This is a genomic window from Jeotgalibacillus marinus (genome assembly GCF_040801915.1).
In the GTDB taxonomy this organism is placed as follows: Bacteria; Bacillota; Bacilli; order Bacillales; family Jeotgalibacillaceae; genus Jeotgalibacillus; species Jeotgalibacillus marinus.
Window position 1 is genome coordinate 1 of record NZ_JBFMIA010000306.1, and the last position, 234, is coordinate 234.

Consider the following 234-nt stretch of genomic DNA (forward strand, 5'->3'; position numbering starts at 1 on the left):
GTCGATGGCAATTTGGGAGTCTATTTTCCTTCCTCGTGCCTTTTCTCCGCTCCTCTTCTCTCTTTCCTTCTCTCTCTCTCCCTTCTTTTTTCTCGCCCCTCTTCTTTTTCCCTTTTCTTTTCTTTCTCTCCCTTTCCCCCTTCTCTTTTCCCTTCCCCCTTTTCTCCCCTCCTTCCCTCCTCTCTCCCCTCCCCCCCCCCCCCCCCTCCCCCCCCCCCCCCCCCCCTCCCCCTC

The 234-nt window shown here is 57.7% G+C and carries 1 protein-coding gene; it reads right to left on the minus strand.

What is annotated here, in order from left to right; translation table 11 throughout:
* Window positions 1-20: 20 nt before the first annotated feature.
* A partial coding sequence (locus tag AB1471_RS19180; RefSeq protein WP_367781074.1) for a hypothetical protein occupies window positions 21-234 on the minus strand: 214 nt, incomplete at its 5' end.